Annotated in this window: 23 protein-coding genes and 1 tRNA gene; 13 read left to right on the top strand and 11 right to left on the bottom strand. The window is 39.1% G+C overall.

All coding sequences use genetic code 11. The features are described 5' to 3' along the window. Nucleotides 1–44: 44 nt before the first annotated feature. The 4 genes from ACZ49W_RS07420 to ACZ49W_RS07405 form a co-directional block, all read right to left on the bottom strand. A complete protein-coding gene (locus ACZ49W_RS07420; protein WP_464814680.1) occupies nucleotides 45–1,280 on the bottom strand; it encodes a replication initiation factor domain-containing protein in 1,236 nt (411 codons plus the stop codon). A gap of 147 nt (nucleotides 1,281–1,427) precedes the next feature. Further along, complete coding sequence (locus ACZ49W_RS07415; protein WP_464814679.1) at nucleotides 1,428–2,183, bottom strand: type IV secretory system conjugative DNA transfer family protein; 756 nt, start codon at nucleotides 2,181–2,183, stop codon at nucleotides 1,428–1,430. Beyond that, nucleotides 2,180–2,665, bottom strand: coding sequence for a hypothetical protein (locus tag ACZ49W_RS07410; protein WP_464814678.1), 486 nt, complete (start codon nucleotides 2,663–2,665; stop codon nucleotides 2,180–2,182). The genes ACZ49W_RS07415 and ACZ49W_RS07410 overlap by 4 nt, the downstream gene beginning before the upstream one ends. Nucleotides 2,666–2,730: 65 nt before the next feature. Beyond that, a complete protein-coding gene (locus ACZ49W_RS07405) occupies nucleotides 2,731–3,033 on the bottom strand; it encodes a hypothetical protein (protein ID WP_464814677.1) in 303 nt (100 codons plus the stop codon). 459 nt (nucleotides 3,034–3,492) lie between these two features. Between ACZ49W_RS07405 and ACZ49W_RS07400 the strand changes: the two genes are divergently transcribed. Then, nucleotides 3,493–4,395 carry a hypothetical protein gene (locus tag ACZ49W_RS07400; protein ID WP_464814676.1) on the top strand — a complete coding sequence of 301 codons (903 nt, stop codon included), beginning with the start codon at nucleotides 3,493–3,495 and terminating at the stop codon, nucleotides 4,393–4,395. Nucleotides 4,396–4,447: 52 nt separating this feature from the next. On the opposite strand, the gene ACZ49W_RS07395 is transcribed toward ACZ49W_RS07400, so the two are convergent. Next, on the bottom strand, nucleotides 4,448–4,780 hold the full coding sequence (locus ACZ49W_RS07395) for a helix-turn-helix domain-containing protein (RefSeq protein ID WP_464814675.1): 333 nt from the start codon (nucleotides 4,778–4,780) through the stop codon (nucleotides 4,448–4,450). A 283-nt stretch (nucleotides 4,781–5,063) separates the two neighbouring features. On the opposite strand from ACZ49W_RS07395, the gene ACZ49W_RS07390 reads away from it, so the two are divergent. The 3 genes from ACZ49W_RS07390 to ACZ49W_RS07380 all read left to right on the top strand — a co-directional run bounded on the left by ACZ49W_RS07390 (nucleotide 5,064) and on the right by ACZ49W_RS07380 (nucleotide 8,574). Beyond that, the gene (locus ACZ49W_RS07390) at nucleotides 5,064–7,898 is read left to right on the top strand and encodes an LPXTG cell wall anchor domain-containing protein (RefSeq protein ID WP_464814674.1); all 2,835 of its coding nucleotides are present in this window, start codon (nucleotides 5,064–5,066) and stop codon (nucleotides 7,896–7,898) included. Then, nucleotides 7,899–8,315, top strand: a complete 417-nt coding sequence (locus ACZ49W_RS07385; protein ID WP_464814673.1) for a hypothetical protein — start codon at nucleotides 7,899–7,901, stop codon at nucleotides 8,313–8,315. Between the two features lie 100 nt (nucleotides 8,316–8,415). After that, nucleotides 8,416–8,574 (top strand): putative holin-like toxin, encoded by a 159-nt coding sequence (locus ACZ49W_RS07380; protein ID WP_464814672.1) that lies wholly within the window; start codon nucleotides 8,416–8,418, stop codon nucleotides 8,572–8,574. A gap of 116 nt (nucleotides 8,575–8,690) precedes the next feature. Here the strand turns inward: ACZ49W_RS07380 and ACZ49W_RS07375 are convergent, their stop codons facing one another. From ACZ49W_RS07375 to ACZ49W_RS07360, 4 genes are all read right to left on the bottom strand, one after another. Then, nucleotides 8,691–9,317 (bottom strand): Fic/DOC family protein, encoded by a 627-nt coding sequence (locus tag ACZ49W_RS07375; RefSeq protein ID WP_464814671.1) that lies wholly within the window; start codon nucleotides 9,315–9,317, stop codon nucleotides 8,691–8,693. Next, nucleotides 9,310–9,498 (bottom strand): hypothetical protein, encoded by a 189-nt coding sequence (locus ACZ49W_RS07370; RefSeq protein WP_464814670.1) that lies wholly within the window; start codon nucleotides 9,496–9,498, stop codon nucleotides 9,310–9,312. The genes ACZ49W_RS07375 and ACZ49W_RS07370 overlap by 8 nt, the downstream gene beginning before the upstream one ends. Nucleotides 9,499–10,159: 661 nt before the next feature. Further along, on the bottom strand, nucleotides 10,160–10,465 hold the full coding sequence (locus tag ACZ49W_RS07365; RefSeq protein WP_464814669.1) for a hypothetical protein: 306 nt from the start codon (nucleotides 10,463–10,465) through the stop codon (nucleotides 10,160–10,162). Then, nucleotides 10,462–10,881 carry an HIT family protein gene (locus tag ACZ49W_RS07360; RefSeq protein ID WP_464814668.1) on the bottom strand — a complete coding sequence of 140 codons (420 nt, stop codon included), beginning with the start codon at nucleotides 10,879–10,881 and terminating at the stop codon, nucleotides 10,462–10,464. The genes ACZ49W_RS07365 and ACZ49W_RS07360 overlap by 4 nt, the downstream gene beginning before the upstream one ends. Nucleotides 10,882–10,948: 67 nt before the next feature. On the opposite strand from ACZ49W_RS07360, the gene ACZ49W_RS07355 reads away from it, so the two are divergent. The 9 genes from ACZ49W_RS07355 (at nucleotide 10,949) to ACZ49W_RS07315 (ending at nucleotide 18,144) form a co-directional block, all read left to right on the top strand. Next, the gene (locus ACZ49W_RS07355; protein ID WP_464814667.1) at nucleotides 10,949–11,683 is read left to right on the top strand and encodes an ABC transporter ATP-binding protein; all 735 of its coding nucleotides are present in this window, start codon (nucleotides 10,949–10,951) and stop codon (nucleotides 11,681–11,683) included. After that, a complete protein-coding gene (locus ACZ49W_RS07350) occupies nucleotides 11,680–12,714 on the top strand; it encodes an ABC transporter permease (RefSeq protein WP_464814666.1) in 1,035 nt (344 codons plus the stop codon). The genes ACZ49W_RS07355 and ACZ49W_RS07350 overlap by 4 nt, the downstream gene beginning before the upstream one ends. 65 nt (nucleotides 12,715–12,779) lie before the next feature. After that, the gene (gene ccrZ / locus ACZ49W_RS07345; RefSeq protein WP_464814665.1) at nucleotides 12,780–13,568 is read left to right on the top strand and encodes a cell cycle regulator CcrZ; all 789 of its coding nucleotides are present in this window, start codon (nucleotides 12,780–12,782) and stop codon (nucleotides 13,566–13,568) included. Nucleotides 13,569–13,570: 2 nt separating this feature from the next. After that, nucleotides 13,571–14,212 (top strand): tRNA (guanosine(46)-N7)-methyltransferase TrmB, encoded by a 642-nt coding sequence (trmB, locus tag ACZ49W_RS07340; protein ID WP_464814664.1) that lies wholly within the window; start codon nucleotides 13,571–13,573, stop codon nucleotides 14,210–14,212. A gap of 20 nt (nucleotides 14,213–14,232) precedes the next feature. Beyond that, nucleotides 14,233–14,319: transfer RNA gene (locus ACZ49W_RS07335), tRNA-Ser, on the top strand. Nucleotides 14,320–14,444: 125 nt separating this feature from the next. Beyond that, nucleotides 14,445–14,897 (top strand): tRNA (adenosine(37)-N6)-threonylcarbamoyltransferase complex ATPase subunit type 1 TsaE, encoded by a 453-nt coding sequence (tsaE, locus tag ACZ49W_RS07330; RefSeq protein ID WP_464814663.1) that lies wholly within the window; start codon nucleotides 14,445–14,447, stop codon nucleotides 14,895–14,897. After that, entirely contained in the window at nucleotides 14,884–15,405 is a 522-nt protein-coding gene (locus tag ACZ49W_RS07325) for a GNAT family N-acetyltransferase (protein ID WP_464814662.1), read from the top strand. The genes tsaE and ACZ49W_RS07325 overlap by 14 nt, the downstream gene beginning before the upstream one ends. A gap of 21 nt (nucleotides 15,406–15,426) precedes the next feature. Beyond that, a complete protein-coding gene (lytR, locus tag ACZ49W_RS07320) occupies nucleotides 15,427–16,719 on the top strand; it encodes a glycopolymer--peptidoglycan transferase LytR (protein ID WP_464814661.1) in 1,293 nt (430 codons plus the stop codon). Nucleotides 16,720–16,801: 82 nt separating this feature from the next. Beyond that, nucleotides 16,802–18,144, top strand: a protein-coding gene (locus ACZ49W_RS07315; protein WP_464814660.1) for an IS3 family transposase whose coding sequence is annotated in 2 segments (ribosomal slippage) — nucleotides 16,802–17,252 and nucleotides 17,252–18,144 — 1,344 coding nt in all. Because the reading frame shifts where the segments join, the coding sequence is not laid out codon by codon here. Nucleotides 18,145–18,257: 113 nt separating this feature from the next. Here the strand turns inward: ACZ49W_RS07315 and ACZ49W_RS07310 are convergent. Continuing rightward, a complete protein-coding gene (locus tag ACZ49W_RS07310; protein ID WP_464814659.1) occupies nucleotides 18,258–18,911 on the bottom strand; it encodes a DUF1129 domain-containing protein in 654 nt (217 codons plus the stop codon). A gap of 24 nt (nucleotides 18,912–18,935) precedes the next feature. Then, entirely contained in the window at nucleotides 18,936–19,880 is a 945-nt protein-coding gene (locus tag ACZ49W_RS07305; protein WP_464814658.1) for a magnesium transporter CorA family protein, read from the bottom strand. Nucleotides 19,881–20,050 lie beyond the last annotated feature (170 nt).

Genomic DNA, 20,050 nt, shown 5'->3' with positions numbered 1-20,050 from the left:
CCATTATAAGCGGTTCTTTTCAAGCTAGCCTTATCTCTTATTTTCTAGTCTTCTTCTGACGCACTCTTGGCGGATTGGTTGTCAGAAGAGGCTGTTTTTGTATAGAATAATTCAATAATGGATTCTAGGTATTCCTCAAAGTTTAGTTTTTGAAGTTCGAGCCTGTTTTTATTTATCCAATACTTGGTATCCTTGTTAGGATTGAAATTATGCTTGTATTCCTTTAAGAGACGAGTTAAAGCATAAACGCTTGTTCCTTCGCCCCAAATGTCATCTATTTTATAAAGTAATGGAAAGAAGCCTGACCCCTTCATGATATAGTGGATAGAATTTTCAAGTCTATTATTGCGACTGCTTAAAGACTCTAAAGGAGATGTAAACTGTGAAGAATAATATAATTCTTTCGAGAAGCTAGTCATATCATTCTTAGTAATATCAATAAAGGTATATTTTTCTAAGATTTTAGAGGCGATATAATCTTGTAACTCTTCCGAACTTGAAATATCCATCAGATGCTCAGTGATTTGCCTAGCGTAATTACCTTTATAGGTTGCTTCAAAACGTATCCATGAATCTATATCATTAAGTAAATGGCTATATCGTCCGTTCTGTTCAGATTGTTCCTCATACTTATCATAGATTTTTAAATACGATTGAGAACCTTTTTTTCTTGAACCAATGGTGATTGTTTTTGCTTGTCTATTACGTTCAATGGCAGAAATTGCAGAGATATTTTTACGTAGCTTAGAATTAACCACGACATAGTCTCTATTTTTCACTTTATGGTAAATATCTTCGACTGAATAATCCGTATTGAAGTAATCTGCAACTAAATCAATCCGAGTGAGATGGAAATCCCAGTAAGGTTCATTAAGCCCTTGAACAATATTCTGGACATTGATTGTTTCATTGAATAGTTCTTTATAGCAGGTTTTGTAATAGTCAAGACTACTAGCTGAGAATTTGATGATAATTCCCATGTTAACCATTTTGTTATGATAAGCAATACGGAAGTAATAGGGGAGATTTTCAAAGCTGTAAGCAACTGTATATCCTTGAGGAGCAGTGTTCTCCTCTATTCTATCTCCAAATAATAGGGGCAAGGAAAGCTTGTCAGCAATGTTGTCTATCATAAGCTCCGCTATGCCTGCCCAAACATCAGAAGATGGGAAGTCGTCTCCGATAGTGTCTTCTGTGGGCTGAACAACAGCTGTAATTTCGTCTACACCTAGATGGAGTGTTCTATGAGGAATAGCTAGTGAAGTTAGTTCATGTGTCATTGGTATATACCTCTTTAAAATTGTAACAAAAAGGGGGAAGTCGGACCTGGGTAATTACCCTACCCCAGACGATAGCCAGCTAAAGCTGGCGAGCCTGTAAGTCTTATCCTTCGCCCCGCCTTAGGCGAGCTACGTCAGACAACAGGCTCACATAATAATGGAAGTCTCTTCTACTGCATACAGTATCCACTCTTTAAGATTTTGCAAGATTTCCTCTCTAGGAGAAGGAACAATGATGCTACGGGTAGGTTTGCCAGCAACCTTCAAATACCCTTCACCTCGTGGATTCGAGAGTGTTATCAACTCTTTGTCTTCACTGAAGAACATTTGAGCTGTCTCTTTGGAAAATGTCCCTAATACAATAACGCTTCCAAAATTATCTCGGATTTTTCCAAAATATTCAGCGTCTCCGCGTTGATTTGATAGAATTATCTGAATATTAAACGACCTGCCGAGCATCATGAGGCGAGAAAGCTTTTGAATAGCTTTACTCTTTTCCTTATTGTCAAGGCTTGAGAGATGAGACCCCCACTCATCTATAAACACGAGTACAGCTCTTTTGGTTTTGTCTGTACCAGCTTGACGAGCTTCCAAAATCTCAATGGCTTTATCCAAAGCTTTAGTAACAGCATCGAAGCGATAAAAGCTTTTTAGCGAGGATAAGAAATCGAAATCAGAATCACCTTTATAATCGGCGACAAGCATCAAAGGTGCTTTATTATCTCGTTGGAATATTTCTTGTATTGCAATACCTAATAACAACGTGGAAAAGTAAGTTTTGCCACTGCCACTAGCGCCCAGGATAAGAGCATGTGGTTTAGAAATATCTAGAGGAATCTCTAGCGGAAATATAGTTCCTCTATTATTATTATAAATCTCCTTACTCATAACAGCTCTAATCATTTAATTCCTCCTTGTAAATAAGCGTAATCTTGAGGATTGTAATAAAATAGTAAATCAATATCAAGATAGTTTAGTCCCTTACGTCTGCTTGTTCTCTCAGTGAAGATAATCTTAATTTTTAAAGATGAAAAATTAGAGTATAACTGATAATTGGCCTTAGCTAATTTATTAAATTCAGTCTGAAATAGTTTTTTAAGATAAGCGAAATCTTCTCCATCAAGTTCCTCTTCTACCAAAATAGGTACACGATAACGAAAAGCAGTCTCTTTATCTGTTGCTTTGAGCAGTTGGACATCTTCTAGGTCAAAAGAAAGAGTTTTGCCCACCTTTTTGCTTACTCTATGACAAGCAGACTCTATATCAGTGGCTATTAAAGACCCATTCAACTCTAGCTTTTGTTTTACTTCTTTCTTTTTTATCTCCTCATAGAGGTAAGACAAGCTACAAATAACAATAATGATAAATGCAATAAATATATTCATAGAATACCTTCTTTCTTTATAAAAATAAGGGGAGGAGAGGCTTTCCCCTCCCTAAAGTGACACGATTAGAGGCTGATTAGACTTTCGATATCCGCCTGTTCCGCTTTAATAGATAAAGCAGCTCGACCATTTCCAACAACATAAGCAGAAATAGAGCAATCAGTTAGCGTAATCTGAACCTTGGTATCTAGGTATTCAGTAAACTGTTTTTGAGATGCTCCAATAATCTTCAGTGATTGTGTGATGAAACGACCAGAATCATTTCGTGCTCCTAAGTCTAAAGACACACCAATTTTGTTTTGTGTGTCATAGTCTAAATAATCCGACACACCAATAAGCATGCCTTCAAGAGTTGACTGTGTAAACATCGTCTTTACCTTTCTATTCCCCCTACCTTTTCAAAGAAGAAGTAAAGTGGGGAGACTTAACTTCCTCTTATTGTCGAACTTTTCTTAGTACATTGGAATCACCTCCTTTCAATTTTGTTAAATCTTTATGATAATAGACTACCACAAGGCTATTGTAAAAAATACTTAAATGAAACCCCTTGATATTATGGGATTTTAGAGAACTTATTTCTTTTTCCCTAAAATTATCTCCTTTTTCAAAGTGGGAAATATGAGATGTTAAAAATCGCTAGTGTTTAACTTTTATAAGACTATGATACAGCAAAGAAACGAGCTAGTATCCCTAAATAAATACTTTTATAAACCTTGATATGATAGGCTTTTAAGATGGTTATTTCTTTTTCCCTAAAAAATTTTTATCCCTTGCAAAATAAAAAATAATAGTCTAAGATATAAGAAAAAATATAAGGAGTTTAGCTTATGGAATTTTTTGAAGAACTTAGTCCGAAAGAACAAAACTTATGGGTAGCTTGCGTTTTATTGAATTTTGTAGATGAATTAGATGAGTATGAAGAGCATTGTAAAGAGCATAGTATCGGAGAAACGAATAAGTATAATTCTAAATTGAGCTATCTCGAGGAATTATTTGAAGGACGTTTAAGCAGAGGAACACTTGAGAAAGTGCTACTTGGAAAATTTACGACAAAGAATACGCCTATTAGTGAGAAAACATTCTCAACAATTATAGAAGATGATATTATTGATGGATTATCCGAAAAACTATCTGAAAAAATACAAGAAAAAGACCCAGAAACGATTTCCAAAATAAATGATATTTTGGCGGTTAGAAAAGAAAATGAACTTTTGGTAGAAATATTAGAAAGAGAAATTAGTAAGCTAAAAAAACACAAAGCAGCTCCTCATAATGGTATGTATCATTTACTAAAGAATAAAGAACTTTCAGATAGACTATTTTCTAACATAGCATTGGCGGAAAAAATGTTTACATCAGACGAAGAAGTTATAAAAAATGTCAAGATATTCCGTTTAGAAAATATCTACCATAACCGTATAAAAAATTTGATAGATAAACTCTATAATTTAGAGTGTAGTGAATATGAAGAACTCTTAGATGTCTGTGATATTCTTTCAATAACAGAAGAATTACTAGACCAAAATTCTGCTCAAGATTATATTTGGGCAATCAGAAAATTAAAAGAAAATAGCTACTATTATGACCTTCTTGAATTAGTTAACGAAGATAATGTGGGTGAACTCATTACTGTGGCGATGAAGCATAAAAGTTATAGGCATAGTCAAGATGAAGCACAACTAGTTATCAATGACTATCTTGAATCAAAAAGAGATGAATCAGAAAACTGATTTTTAGACAACAAAAAAGGCTTCAGAATGGTATATCCTGAAGTCTTTTGCGTTAGTTTATTTCATTGATAAGTCCGACAAAAAGAGAGATGAGCCGTTCTTGTTTGGTATTTGGGAGTTCGTTTAAACGTTCTAAGAGATAGGCAATTTGTGGGTTATTTTCTTTGAGTGTAATATCGAAAAAATCTTCTATATCAACATCTAAAGCAAGTAGTACTTTTTCTAGGGTTTGAATTTTCAGATTAGGTTCTTGCTTTTCCAATTTGTAGATATACTTTTGGGGTAAGTCTGCTAATTCTTCTAGTTGGCTTTGTGTGAGCCCTTTTTGTAGTCGCAAAAGTCTGATGCGCTTGCTGATATAGGTTTGTAAGTTACTTATTGCCATATTTTCTCCCTTTATTACTATTTTACTGTTTCTATATTAAGAAAAAACTCTTTTTAAGGAGGAAAACAGCAATAAGGGGTTGCAAAAGTATATAATATGTGATAGAATATCTCTATAAAGTTATTTTAGAATAAAATAAGTCAAAATAAAACATGAAAGTTCTTTGTGTTATTCTACTTTTATAATTTTAGTAGCTTTTTAAAGATAAAAAATAAAAAAAGGGTTGCAAAGAGTTATAACATGTGATAGAATACCATTAAAGAGTTACTTGAGGTTGAAATACGTGCGAAACAAGAACTCAAATATCAAATCCCACGGAACCATCAAAAAGTCTAAAGCCTACGGCGCAGTAGGGGTACTAGCTCTTACGGCTTTGGGTATGGTGGCTAGTGCTTCGTCTGTATATGCTGATGATGTTACTACATCTCCTGTAGTTACTGAAGGTTCTAAGGTAGTAGAAAAAGCTCCAGTATCAGAAGAGGTTAAAACTCCTGTTACTGAGGCTCCAAAGGTTACTGAAGCTGATGTTACTACGGCTAAGGCTAGTGCTGATAAGGCGGCTACTGATGTTACTGCTCAGGAAGCGGTGGTGTCTGGTACTCGTTCTAAGATTGCTTCTACTGAGAAGGTCGTATCTGATACGGCGATGCAGTTGTCTGAGTATGATAAAATTAGCCAATCTGATGTAGATAAAGCTAAAGAGGTTGCCGATAAGGCGGTGTCTAATGCTGATGAATCTGCTAAACGTGTAGAATTGGCTAATGCAGTTCAAGCTACGGCTGAAAAATCTCTTGAAGATAAAAAGGCTGACGTTGTTACTGCTCAAAAAGCGGTAGATAACGCTCAAACTTTGGTAGATACGCTTTCTGGTGGTAATGGGGTAGCTGACCTTGAGGATAGGGTTAATGATTTGAAAGCTACTGTTGATTCCTCTACTGAAAAGGTAGCTGATGCTGATAAGGCTCTAGATTCTGCTAAACTTGCGGAAACAAATAAAGCTGAAGCGACTGCTAAAGCTCAAGAATTGGTAGCTAAGGCTCAGGGTGACGTAGCTGATGCGGCTAGTGCGGTTACGGTTGCCAATAATGGGGTATCCGAAGCGACTAAGGCTAAGAATGATGCTCAAACTGCCCTAGATACGGCTAAGGCAGGTAAAGAAGTTACTGAGACAGTGACTGAAACGGTTCCTGATGGTAGTGGTCAAACTTCAAAATTGAATATTCCTTTGAAAGACCCTAGTAAACCAAAGAAATATGGAAATCAAATTGATTCTGATCAAGCTCACTTGGTAACTTCTCCTGACTATCTAAAAGCTATTAAGGCTTTGGCGGATGGTACGGGTACGGTTGATGCGGTTAAACAGGCTATTAAAAAGGGTAGTTCAGAGACCCAGTATGACCCAACTTTTTATGGTTTAAATGAAAGGGATTACCCATTAAATAAACGTTATGCTGAGTTGGATAATAGTTGGAAGTCAATGACAGATGTTTACGATATTAGTAAAGGTATTCCAAAGGATGTGTTGAAAGAACTCTCTCTTTACGGGGCTGCTTTGATTAACTCTATCCGTAGTCAGTTGGGTACTCCGCTACTTGATGTTACTCCTGAATCTGTAGATTTCATTTCTAATGCTCAACGTTGGGTAGGTTCTTTTGGAGATGGGGGTAGTCATGAGTATAAGTTGTATAATGTAGACATTACTTCTATTAAACGTCCTTTAAGCTATACTTATTATACCACATTAGCAGATACCTTGCAACATCTTTCTCCAAAAATTTCAGAAAAAGTTTATGTTTCAAGTACTGGGGGTAATTATACAACTTTAGATAATCAGTTAGCAAAAGATTATAATTATAAATTGACTAAGGGTCAACTATTTTCTCAAGTATATAAAGCAGTGGTTGACGCTTTATATGGCACTAATACTGAAGATTTCCAACGTACTCTGTCTGTTTTAGGGTTGAAGGATAGTGGGATAACTGAATTTGCTTTATCTCCGGCTATTCAGTTAGATTCTCATGGTGCGCATATTAAATCTACTGAAATGTTCCTTGTAAAATCTGGTGGTAAGGCTTACGCTAATCCTTATGAAGTTCGTAGTGGTTCTACGGGTACTAAGACGCTGACTCGTGAGGTTAAGCATACGGTTGTCGATGAGGCTGAAGTTGCTAAGGCTCAGGAGGGGTATGATACTGCGGTAGCTAACCTTTCTAAGGCTCAAGATGCTAAGGATACGGCTGAACAAACCTATACTGATGCTCGTATGGCTTTGGAACAAGCTCAACAACACTTGTCTGATGTACAAAGTGGTCATGTTGACGTGTCTGCTTTGGAAACTGCGCTTGCGGATGCTAAGGCTAAGTTGGGTAGTGATAAGGCTGCCTTGGCTGAGGCTGAAAATACCTTGGCGGTAGCTAAGAAAGCTAGTGCTGATAATGCTGCGGCTTTGGCTCAGGCTACAAAGGCTCTTGATGTGGCTAAATCTAAACTTGCTGATGACCAAGAAGCTTTGAAGGTACTTGAAAATGCGCTCTCTGTTGCTAAACAAGCGGTAGCTGAGGCTTCTCAACAGGCTGTATCTGATAAGGATTTAGTAGACAGTTCTCGTAAGGCTTATGACCGTTTGGCTGATTTGTTGGCTAAGAAGGGTACTGAGGTTCCTCGTTTGCAAGAACTTCTTAAGGCTTCTAATGATAAACTCGCTGACTTGCGTACTCGTTTGTCTGATGAGTTAGCTAAACTCGAAAAGCTAAAGGGGGTATCTGCTGAGGCGACTGCCTTGTATAACTCCCTTAAGGCTGAATACGATGCTATCCTTAAGGACGAAGCCCTTACTAAGGCTAAGGATGAAATCATTTCTAAGGGTGGACGAGTAGAAGAGGTACGTAACGATAAGGGTCAACTCGTAGCGGTGCGTGATGTTGATGGGGTGTTGACACCAAAAGCTATCCGCTCACAACACATGGCAGACACTAACAAGCAAACCCCAGTCACAGAAAGCTATGCTAAACGTAGCGAACGCCATCTACCAAATACAGGTGACACAAACTCACTAGCACTCACCGCCCTAGGTCTTATGACCCTAGGTTTAGTCGGACGCAAAAAGAAAAGAGGGTAAATGGTGAAAGAAGTACATAAACTAGCTGAATCTAAAGGATTAAGCCCAGAAACAGTATTAGATATTCATCTCCTTCATGCTCAAGCAAATGGAAATAAAGTGCTATATACAACAGATTTACATTCTGCTGATAAGTATAGTACAGAAAAAAGTGGTAAAGAGACTAAAGATGAGATTATCTTAGTGACGTCAAAATTTGAAAAAGGTTTGAAAGGTATCCCTGTCAATTATAGTAATAAAGATATGAAAAGACCTATTCCTCAAGGCTATATCGTACCATCTATTTGGAATGATGAAAAGATTGATGAGATGTCTTGGTTTGCTCTTGATAATGTTGAGGAATTATCTAAGAGTGATTTAGAAGCTTTGAATATTCCAGAACTTTTAGCTGGTAGACCTAATAGAAAACAGATTTAAAATTAGCTCCTTGATAGTTTTCAAGGAGCTTTTTGTGATACAATAGATAGGTAGAAAAGTAAAGACGGTGGCTCTAATTTCTGAAAGGGTGGTGATGCCTATGAAAGTAGGTGATAAAATCCAATTAGAAAGGAGTAGCCTGTTGACTGTAGCAGAAGCTCTAGGGTTGATGATTGCTTTTGGTAGTTTGCTTGTATCAATTATCACAGCAGTTATTGCTTTAGTCAGCTATATGGAAAACAAAAACAACCGTCGATAACTTTGGCTGAAGTGAGACGATTGTTTTTTTACAATTAAAACTAAGCCACCGTCTTAAACGGGTTCTACATAAGGTAGTTGTTAGCGCAACTGCCTTTTTCTATACCTATTGTATCTTTATTTCTCAAAAAAGTCAATTTTGATTAAAATTTTAGCGAACAATTTTTCTAACTTTTCTATATTCCCGTAGACAGTGCCATCCATATAGAGATTGTAAATCTCATCATTTTGTTCTATTCGTATTTGTGCGGAGTATCCTTTTGATAAGGCTAATGAACGAATCACTTCTCTTTGAGTTCGTCCATTTCCTTCACGAAAAGGGTGAAAATAATTAAGATTATCAAGAATTTTTGCTAAATATTTGATAATGTCGTCTTTTGAGTTGGCAGATTGATAGTAAGAATGAATGAGATGGTTAATGTAAGTTTCTGCTGTGCTAAATGATTGGATTGACATAAAAGGATTACCACTTTTTGAAATATTGACTTTGCGGTATTGTCCTGCCCAAGTATAGACGTCTTGAAATAGATATTTGTGTATAGATAAAATATCTCTGATAGAATGAACTTCAATCGCTGTTAATCGTAAATCTGTAAGTCGTCTTGTTACCAATGAATGTTCCTTACGAAAGGCTTCTTCGGGATTGGTAATATTTAGTTTATTGATTAGGACTTTAGAATGTGGATAGGTATATTGCTGTTCAAGGTCAATATAGGTATAATCATCGTAGCGATTTTTAACCAATAGTCATTTCCTTTCGTTTGCTAATAACATAGCTTTTTAAATCAATGACATCTTGTACGGAAGGTTCATAATTTTCAATCATTGATGAACCAATAGCGTACCAAACAGCATCAAAGTCTAAAAAATTATCAAATGGAACGCCAAGAATAGTTAATTTTTCTTTATTTACATCAAGTGTCATAGTATACCTCCTTATAAGCTAATATTATTATACCACAAAATTTGTTACAGATATGAGAAGAGGAGAAAACTGCTATTAAAACATTGCATTAGTTATTATTTTGAGCATAGATGAAAAAATAATTATTGATAATAGGTCTAAAATATATAAAGATATTTTGAATTTTGTAGAAAATTACTGATACAAAATAGAAAACTTGGTCAACTATTTTTGCTGACCAAGCTATTTTTTATAGTCCCTATACGGCGTTTTTTAGTAGTTGGTCAACTTTTGGTCAACTTTTTAAAATTTCGTATGAGGGAGAAGATAACAAAATCTTGATTTAATCACTTTCTTATTTTTCTATTTAACTCAATTTAACGTACTTTTAACTACTGGCGGAGTAGAGGAAGGCCTTGGTAAGCAAGGCTTTTTTTATTTTCCATGGCTGATCTATGATGAGCAAGGAGGGAGAACCAAATGCGTTCTCTCTTTTTTTGGTTTTCTCTTTTTTGAAGTTGTAGAATCAAAAGGCTCGGAGTTTGACATCTTAGGTGAGTTTGTTTGTGGTTTCGCGTTTAGTGTTGGAAGAAGGAAGTTTGAGGACGTTGGTGATATAAGTTCTAAAGTTATGATAGACTCAATCTAAAATCCCTATCAGATGTTGATAGGGATTATTTTGTTATTGAGAAGTAGGGAGATGGTTTTCTAGTTGATTGACTTGTTGTTTGATTTGTCCTAAAAGCGCTTGTGATTCTTGGTTATAGAGGCGCAAGCGATAAGACAGGTCTTGGTTGATGGTGGTAAGGTTTTGCTTTTGGCTTTGGATGCGGTTAAGGGCATCAGATATTTGATCTAAGGACTCTTGGACTTGACTAGCGTCTTGTTTTAAGGTACGGAAGGTTTTGCTTAATTGTTCACGGTGACGATAAGTCTGGTATAAGCCGAATCCAAGGGCACTGATGAGAAATAGTTTGTTTAATTTCATGAAAGGATCTCCTTTTTGATTGTTTCTGATAGGGTGTTTAAGGCATCGAAATCAGGTTGATTGGTGGTAAATTGGATATCTAAGCCGTCTTTTTCATCAAAGCGCGGAAGCAGGTGGATATGTGCATGAAAGACCGTTTGACCTGCGATTTCTTCGTTGTTATTGATGATGTTAAGGCCATTAGCCTGTGTAGCTTTTAAGAGCGCGCGAGAAATCTCAGGGATATGGCTAAAGAGCTCTTGTGCAGTCTGGCTGTCCATTTCTAGGACATTTCTGACATGTTTTTTTGGGATAACAAGGGTGTGTCCTTTGGTCACTTGGGTAATATCGAGAAAGGCAAGAACGTGCTCATCTTCGTAGATTTTACTAGCGGGGATACTTCCATTTACAATTTGACAAAAGATACAATTTTCCATTTGGAACACCTCATTTTTCTTATTTTATTATATAATTAAAGTATAACAAAATTTTAGAGAGAATCCTATGTTAAAACTTAAAAATGTGACGGGGGGATATGTGAATATCCCTGTTTTAAAAGGGGTGAGCTTTGAGGTTCACGCAGGAGAATTAGTTGGTTTAATCGGGCTTAATGGGGCTGGGAAATCCACAACCATCAATGAGATTATTGGTTTGTTACGCCCTTATGAGGGGGAAATCGAGCTAGATGGGCTGACCTTGTCTATGGATGTGGAGGGCTATCGCAGGAAAATCGGCTTTATTCCAGAGAGTCCGATTTTATATGAGGAATTGACCCTAAGAGAGCACATCGAAGTAGTAGGCATGGCCTATGATATAGACAAAGAAGTCTTATTTCAAAGAGCAGAGCCGTTACTATCCATTTTTCGCTTGTCTGATAAGTTAGACTGGTTTCCGGTGAATTTTTCAAAAGGCATGAAGCAAAAGGTGATGATTATCTGTGCCCTCATCATTGAACCGAGTCTTTTGATTGTGGATGAGCCGTTTTTGGGATTAGACCCCTTAGCTATTCATGATTTGATTGCCTTATTGGATGAAGCGAAAAAGCGTGGGGTGGCGATTTTGATGAGCACCCATGTTCTTGATTCGGCTGAGAAGATGTGCGATCGTTTCGTCATTTTGCATCAAGGTCAAGTTCGATTGGACGGTGATTTGAGTCAGATGCGTCAAGCTTTTGGCGATTCTCAGGCTAGTCTAACCGATATTTATATGGCATTGACAAAAGAAGAGGAGATGGGATGAAAGAGTTATTTGACAAACGCCGTCTAAAATTTCATCAAGAATGCCTCAAGTACTTAAGATATGTCTTTAACGATCATTTTGTTTTGGTTTTAATCTTTTTAGTCGGCTTTTTGATGGTCGAGTATCAGCAGTTATTGACGCATTTTCCTAAGGAAAATGTCTTGATTCATATCTTGGTCTGGTTGGTTTTTATTTTTTCTCTTGGCTTTGGACGCGTAGCGACTTATCTCGAAGAGGCAGATCGTCAGTTCCTATTGCCAAAAGAGGGGGAAGTGATGGCTCAAATCAAGCGCGCCAAGCAGGGCTATTTATGGTTATTTAGTGTTTTGCAGCTCGCTATCTTTTTCTTATTGGTTCCCCTGTTTCTGGCTTTGGGCTATCAGACTTGGAGCTTAGTTGTGGTAGGTCTATTAAGTGTCGGAGCGAGATTTTTTTGGATACGCTATCAGTTGCGGTCTTTTTGGCAGGCTGATGGTTCCTTAAATTGGGATGAAGCGATTCGTTATGAAAAAAAGCGCAAGGAAAGGCTTTTGACCTTTTTCTCTTTATTTACAACGGTTAAGGGGCTATCCTCACAGGTGAAACGACGTGCTTATTTAGACCGTTTACTTGGCTTATTTCCTTATCGTAAGGAAAAGACCTGGACCATGCTTTATGCTAGAGCTTTTCTACGAAGTGGTGATTACTTTGGAATTAGTTTACGTTTGGTCTTTTTGGCGCTGTTAAGTTTATGGTTTGTTGATCAGCCTTTGTTGGCACAAGGATTGGTTGCGCTTTGGAATTATCTCTTGATTTTTCAATTATTAGCGCTGGGGAAGCATTTTGATCACTATGTCTGGGTGCAACTCTACCCATTAAAGTCAGAATGGAAATGGCAAAATTTGCGTGATTTTTTGCGTGTCATTTTATTAGGTCTAACGCTTGTAGAAGGTCTTGTGGCTGTTTTTCATCAGTCGTTTTGGCTTTTATTGGGGATAAATTTGGCTTTGGCTTATCTTTATTTGCCTTATCAATTAAGGCGGATGAAGTGAGGTTGACGGCTGTCTAAAAAACAAGTAAAATAGTATGAAGGAAAAAACAAAGAAGGAGATGCCGTATGGCCGCAACTGATCAAGATTTAGTATTGACGCCTCTTCGTGGCAATAGTGGCAAAGCCTACATGGGGACTTATCCAACAGGTGAGAGGGTTTTTCTCAAGATGAATACCACTCCTATTTTAGCAGCGCTTGCTAAGGAGCAGATTGCCCCCCCTCTTTTGTGGGCAAAGCGTATCGGAAATGGCGATATGATGACGGCTCAAGAATGGTTGGATGGACGAATTTTGACCAAACAAGAGATGACGAGTAAACAGATTCCTCAGACCTTTCAGCGGATGCACCGTTCAAGAGCCTTGGTCAATCAATTATTGCAGTTGAACTACAAAATTGAGAACCCGTATGATCTTTTAATGGACTGGGAAAAGAATGCCCCTGTGCAATTATTGGAAAACAGTTATTTGCAAGGAGTCATTCGTGAATTAAAACGCAGTCTTCCTGACTTCAAGTCAGATCTTGCGACCATTGTTCACGGCGACGTTAGACACAGTAACTGGGTGATTACGACGACAGGGGTGATTTATCTGGTGGACTGGGACACGGTGCGTTTGACCGACCGGATGTATGATGTGGCGCAGATACTAAGCCACTACATTCCAAGAGTCTTTTGGGAAGACTGGTTGAGTTATTATGGATATAAGATTAATGAAAAAGTCATGAGTAAATTGTACTGGTATGGTCAATTTTCTTATTTGGCACAGATTTTGCGCTGTTTTGATAACCGAGATATGGAACATGCCAATCAGGAAATTTATGGCTTGAGAAAATTTAGAGAGATGATGAGAAAGTAAGCATGCGAGTGAGAAAACGAAAAGGGGCGATGGAGCATTTAGAAAATCACCCCGAATATGTGATTTTAGAGCCAGAAAAGGCTAAAGGCTATTGGCAGGATATCTTTGGCAATAGTAATCCTGTCCATATTGAAGTGGGAAGTGGCAAGGGCGCCTTTATCACGGGGATGGCAGCACAAAATCCTGATATTAACTATATCGGAATAGATATACAAGTGTCTGTTTTGTCTTATGCGCTGGATAAGGTGCTAGAAAGTGGGCTTTCTAATATCAAGCTGCTTTTGGTGGATGGGTCTAGTTTGACCAATTATTTTGAGAACGGTGAAGTGGGTCTTATGTATTTGAATTTTAGTGATCCTTGGCCAAAGACCCGTCATGAAAAGCGTCGTTTGACTTATAAGAGCTTTCTTGAGACTTATCAACAGATTTTACCTCCTAGGGGAGAAATTCATTTTAAAACAGATAATCGCGGATTATTCGAATATAGCTTGTCATCTTTCTCTCAATATGGTATGATATTAAAGAAGGTATGGTTAGACCTTCATGCCAGTGATTATGAAGGTAATGTGATGACCGAATACGAGAAAAAATTCTCAAGTAAGGGTCAAGTGATTTACCGAGTTGAAGCGCAATTTAAAGATTAGGAGGTTTTCCTCCTTGTTATGGAGAGGTCGCATAGAGGCCGAGTGCGCACGCTTGGAAAGCGTGTAGTCCTTAACGGGGCTCGGGGGTTCGAATCCCCTCCTCTCCTTTTCTGACCCTGTCACCATGCGGTTTTAGAGGGTTGTATCATGAGAGAGCGGTTGGTTGTTTTTAAACCAAGCGTTTTTTTAATTTGTGTTGGTCTTCTCCTCTAGAATATGATACAATAAGAACATGTTACAAAGTCGAAATGAAAATGAGCTGATTGTTCTTGGTCAGTTGATTGGCCATCATTTAACTAAAGGAGATGTGCTGGTTCTAAGCGGTGACTTGGGGGCGGGAAAGACAACCCTAACGAAAGGGATTGCTTCGGGACTTGGCATTGGTCAGATGATTAAAAGTCCTACTTATACCATTGTGAGAGAGTATGAGGGAAGGCTTCCGCTTTATCATTTAGATGTCTATCGCACTGGAGGAGATGCGGATTCCATTGATTTGGATGATTTTCTCTTTGGTGAGGGTGTTACCGTGATTGAGTGGGGAGAGCTGCTAGCTGAGAGCCTGCCGGATGATTACTTAGAGATTACCATTGAAAAGGTAGAAGAAGGAAGACAGCTCACTTTATCCGCTAAGGGGCCACGTTCCTTGCAATTACAAAGAAAGGTAGAGGAAAATGGCGCAGGTTGATATTTTGATAGGCCCAGCTGAACCATCTGATGCCAAGGGGTTGTTGGAATTATTTCAACACCTTGGAAGCGAAAGTGAATTTTTAACCGTTGATGAGGATGGTCTTTTGATGGCAGAAGCTCAGTTGGCAGACATCTTGGCCAAACAAGCCGACTCGCCCAATCAGATTTGTCTTGTGGCAAAAAGAGGGGAGCAGATTATCGGTGTTCTCAACCTCTCAAGTTCAAAGAGGGACCGAATCAATCATATTGGTGAGATTTGCATCGGTGTTTTGTCGGCTTATCAAGGACATGGCATTGGTCGCATTTTGATGGAGGAAGCCCTTCTTTTTGCGCAAAAAAGTGGTGTGCTCAGACGCTTAGAATTGACGGTGCAAAAACGCAATGAAAGAGCCCTTCGTTTATATGAATCCTTTGGCTTTGAGATTGAAGGGGTCAGAGCGCGTGGTGCAAAAACCAGAGATGGTGAATTTTTAGATGTCTATTATATGGGACTGTTAGTGGATTAGAAACGAGTGAGAACAAAGAAGATGACGATTGGAAAGAAGATTTTTTTCATGATTGTGGCGCTTTTTGTGACCACCATCGCAGCTGGTTTGATTTACCTGTATTCTGTGTCAGGTTTTACCAATAACCAGTTTGCCAAGACCTTTAAGAATTATCAAGGTTCAGGCCAGGTCAGCAAGGCCATTCAGCAGACCAAGCCTTTTTCAATCCTTTTGATGGGAGTGGATACAGGAAGTGCAGACCGAACGGACAAATGGCAAGGAAATAGTGACTCCATGATTTTGGTGACGGTCAATCCCAAAACCAAGAAAACGACCATGACCAGTCTTGAGAGGGATATTCTCATCAAGCTTTCTGGCCCATCGGATAACAGTATGGATGGTGCGGAAGCCAAGCTCAATGCGGCCTATGCTTCAGGTGGCGCCGAGATGGCCATCATGACGGTAGAGGATTTGCTGGACATCAAGATCGACTATTACATGCAGATTAACATGCAGGGCTTGGTTGATTTGGTCAATGCTGTTGGCGGAATTACCGTAACCAATTCCTTTGATTTCCCTATCCAGATCAGCGAGCAAGAGCCAGCCTATACCTCAACGGTAGCGCCTGGAACGCATAAGATTAATGGGGACCAAGCCTTAGTTTATTCGCGCATGCGCTATGATGACCCAGAAGGCGACTATGGTCGCCAGAAACGTCAGCGTGAGGTCATCCAAAAGGTGATGGCTAAGATTTTAGCCTTAGATAGCATTAGTAACTACAAACGCATCCTATCAGCTGTCAGCAACAATATGCAGACTAATGTGGAGATTTCAACCTCAACCATCCCTCAGCTCCTAGGCTATAAGGATGCCCTTGAAAATATCAAGACCTATCAACTGCGTGGGGAGGGTGTGACTTTGGATGACGGTGGCTCTTACCAGATTGTCACAGCGGAGCATTTGCTTGAGGTTCAAAACCGTATTAAAAAAGAACTGGATTTGCCAACTAAGACCGATAGCATTACAACGACTGCTATTTTGTATGAAACCTTATATGGTGGCGATAGTAAGATTAAGATCAATGGTAGCAAGTCAGAGCATAAAGCGACAGGAAGTGCTAGTAGTGAGAGTTATAGCCGTGAGGAATCGGTACCAGTAGAAACGCCAGCTTTTGAAGAGAGTGTCCCAAGTTATAGTCAGCCGGCTCAGTCAAACAGCAGCTCCACAACCGTGACACCTCAGCCTGCGCCAGCTCAACCGACACCGAGTACCACGGAAACACCAGCTCCAAGCGTTACGCCAGCACCTCAAGAAACACCAGCCGCTTCTCAGTAGGAAATAGGAAAAAGCTCTTCGTTTGAAATGAACTGCACCCCAAAAGTTAGACACAAAATCTAACGATTGGGGGGCTTTTCTTATGAAATTAAGTTATGAAGATAAACGAGGTATATACAAGTTGAGAAAGAGAGGTGTATCATGGCCTCAGATCAGTCAGCGATATGAAGTCTGTCCTTCCAATCTCAAGTACATGGTTAAACTCATGGATAAATATGGTGTTGAGATTGTTGAAAAGGGTAAAAATCGGTATTATTCACCCGAATTAAAGCAGGAAATAATGGATAAAGTCTTGATTCATGGTTGCTCTCAACTCTCAGTTTCCCTTGATTATGCCTTGCCAAATCGAGGGATGCTCCCAAATTGGATAGCCAAATACAAGAAAAACGGTTATACTATTCTTGAAAAATCAAGAGGGAGACCACCAAAGATGGGACGTAAACCAAAAAAGACTTTGGACCAAATGACAGAGTTAGAACGACTAAAACATGAAAATGAATACCTTAGAGCGGAGAATGCTGTGCTAAAAAAGCTGAGAGAATACCGCTTGAGGGACGAAGCAAAGCGCAAAGAGCAACAGAAATCATTCAAGCATTAACGAATCAGTTTTCCCTAGAAACGCTACTCGAAATCCTTGATTTGCCACGCTCCACCTATTACTATCAAGTGAGGCGACTGGCTAAGCCAGATAAGGAGAAAACTATCAAGGATGAAATACAATCTATTTATGATGACCATAAAGGTAATTACGGCTATCGTCGGATTCATTTAGAATTACGAAATCGTGGCTTTATCATCAATCACAAAAAGGTGCAGCGCTTGATGAAAGAGTTAGGCTTGACCGCTCGTATTCGTCGTAAGCGCAAGTATTCTTCTTACAAAGGTGAGGTTGGTAAGAAGTCTGATAATCTGATTAAACGTCAATTCGAAGGCTCTAAACCTTACGAGAAGGGCTATACCGATGTGACGGAGTTTGCCTTACCTGAAGGGAAACTTTATCTCTCCCCTGTTCTTGATGGCTATAACAGTGAGATTATTGATTTTACCCTATCTCGCTCACCTGACTTGAAACAGATTAAAACCATGCTTGAGAAGGTTTTTCCAGCAGATTCATATAGCGGAACCATTCTTCACAGCGATCAAGGCTGGCAATACCAGCACCAGTCTTATCATCACTTTTTGAAAACCAAAGGAATTCGTTCCTCTATGTCTCGCAAGGGAAATAGTCCAGATAATGGGATGATGGAGTCCTTCTTTGGCATTCTCAAATCTGAAATGTTTTATGGATTTGAGAAGTCTTATCAATCCCTTGATGACCTTGAGCAAGCTATCACAGATTACATTTTTTACTACAACAACAAACGAATCAAAGCAAAACTAAAAGGACTTAGTCCTGTGGGGTACAGAACTAAATCCTTTAGATAAATAAAATGTCCAACTTTTTGGGGTCAGTACAGAAACGAGAGCTTTTTTTGTATGGTGGTGTAAAAAGAGCTATCTCATCAAAAAAACGTCAGTTAAACTGACGTTTTTAGCTATTAGCGACCTGGTGTCAGGGCATTTTGAACATTGAGTTTGCGACGGAGATAGTAGGTCCCAGCAAAGCTAGCTGCAGAAATGAGAAGGACAAGAAATGGTGGAAGGATAGGGTTAATAGCCGCTGGTAGAAGGGTTGAGAAGGTGTAAGCCAGCATCCAGACGATCATGGTTAAAAAGATAATACCCATGGATTTCCACATGTTGGGACGTTCGCTCCTTGGCTTGTCACGAAAACGATAGAGGTAACGGTAAGTCACATAGAAAGATAGACCGCCAAGCCCAGCTAGGACCAAGAGGGTCAAAAGACCAGATGACGTGGTGGCTTTGGGATTAAAAATGCTCATGGCACTGTTGGCTAGGGTGATGATACCAAGTAAAAAGACGCTGCTGTCTAGCCACATGAGCCAAGGATTGGTGTTTTTTTCTGGTTTTTGGGTGGCTGTTGCGGCTTTATTTTCGATAAAGCTGGCTGCCCAAACGGTTGGAGCGCCGAGGAAACTTCTGGCTGGGATGCCTTTTTTCTGATTTTCCAAAATATCAGGCATCACATTTTTTAACAGTTCTGCGATTTCTTCTTCTGATTTGCCTGCTTTTTTTAAGGTTTGGCTAGCGATGTTGATAAATTCTTGGTTTTTTTTGGTTAAGTGTTGCATAGGTTGGTATTTTCTCCTTTTTGATTAGAACCAGCGTTTTTTAAAGAAATAAATAAAGACAGAAGCACTGCCAATGGCAGCCATGAGAATGACAATCCAAAAGGCGTGTGGCAGGTCATTAAAGGGCATGGTATTGTCCTTGAAGTTCATCCCGTAGGCAGAAAAGATCACGGTCGGAATGTCGAGAGCCATAGTCATGAGAGCTAAGGTCTTCATGATGGTGTTCTGATTGTTTGAAATGATGGAAGCCGATGTTTCCGTCATGACATTAAGGACGTTTTCATAGATACTCGCCATCTCAATGGCCTGTTGGGTCTCAATCAAGGTATCTTCTAAGAGATCGTCATCTTCAGGGTATTTTTTAAGGCTTGATGCGTGACTGGATAGCTTTTTGACGATTCGCTCGTTGATTTTAAGAGAAGCCTTTAGATAGATGATAGACTTCTCCAGCTCCATCATGTCAATGAGCTGGGCATTTCTGGTGGCATCTTCGAGTTGGGCTTCAATCTTGTCACTTTGGCGATCGATAGATCGTAGGGCGGTTAGAAAAAGCTCGGCATTGCGATAGAGCAGCTGAAAAACAAAGCGTGTCTTCATAAAGGTGTAGAAATTGCGAATCCTACGATTGAAGAAATTATCAAAAAGGGCTAGTGGCACCAAGCAAGTCGTGATGACGGCATGTTTGGTCACGATGATGCCAAGCGGAATCGTGACGTAATAGCTCTTGTTGTTGCGTTCTTCTTGGGTGGGGACATCGACGATGATGAGGGTATAGTTATCCTCTGTGGCGATACGAGAACTTTCTTCGGCATCGAGTGGTGCGCGCAAATCGGTGATGTCGATGTTAAATTGCTCCGCTATTTTTAGCGATTCTTCCTGGGAAGGGTTAACGAGGTTAATCCAAGCCCCTGGTTGGAACTGATCAATTTCCTTGAATTCGATTGCATTTGAGAGAAACATTTGTTTCATCGTCAAGTCCTCCTTCATTCCCAAGCATACCTCTCTATTATACACTAAAATGCTGTCTTTTGCTCAAAAAGTTGAAAGAAAAATCAAGCGATAAGCATTTTGTTTTTAGGGTGAGATCGTGATTGGGGTCAATATTTTTGTGTCTTTATCATGAAAAAGTCCCTCCTTAT

The sequence above is a fragment of the Streptococcus sp. STR1/CE/0325 genome, assembly GCF_055386095.1.
Note: the sequence above shows the minus strand (reverse complement) of the source record. Positions and strands in the feature narration are given on the sequence as shown.